Annotated in this window: 1 protein-coding gene; it reads left to right on the top strand. The window is 37.8% G+C overall.

The window, feature by feature from the left end; genetic code table 11:
- On the top strand, positions 1 to 532 hold a 532-nt coding region (locus CBG25_RS04745), incomplete at both ends, for a matrixin family metalloprotease (RefSeq protein WP_366212702.1).

Raw genomic sequence — 532 nt, 5'->3', positions numbered from 1 at the left:
GGGGGTTATAGTTATGGAGTCAATAATAAACCTTCTTATAATAGTGCTAAAGCTGCAGAGCAAATATCGCGAGCAAATTCAACCTGGAATGGCAAAAATATTCTAGGTAAACATGCTGAAATAACTTACTCTTTTTATGAGTGGGGTCAGGAGAATGAGCCTGGTTCAAATCAGATGGTAGGCCTTAGCGAACTACAACAGCAGCAAATATTACTCGCATTACAATCTTGGGCCGATGTCGCTAATATTACTTTTACCTATAAATCAGCGCCAGATAGCCAAACAAATCTTGATTTTGGTAATTTTAACAAACCGAAAGGTCAAGCTTTCGCTTATTTACCTAATTCTCGAGTTCTTGCAGGACAATGCTGGTTTAATGTTCAGAATCATTCAGAAAATTTATATCCAGAGAATGGTAATTATGGCCGACATACTTTTACGCATGAGAGTGGTCATTCCTTAGGTTTATCTCATCCTGGTGAATATAATGCACAAGAAGGCGTCAAAATAACTTATCTGTTTGATGCGCGTT

It is taken from the genome of Arsenophonus sp. ENCA (assembly GCF_002287155.1).
GTDB lineage: Bacteria > Pseudomonadota > Gammaproteobacteria > Enterobacterales > Enterobacteriaceae > Arsenophonus > Arsenophonus nilaparvatae.
Note: the sequence above shows the minus strand (reverse complement) of the source record. Positions and strands in the feature narration are given on the sequence as shown.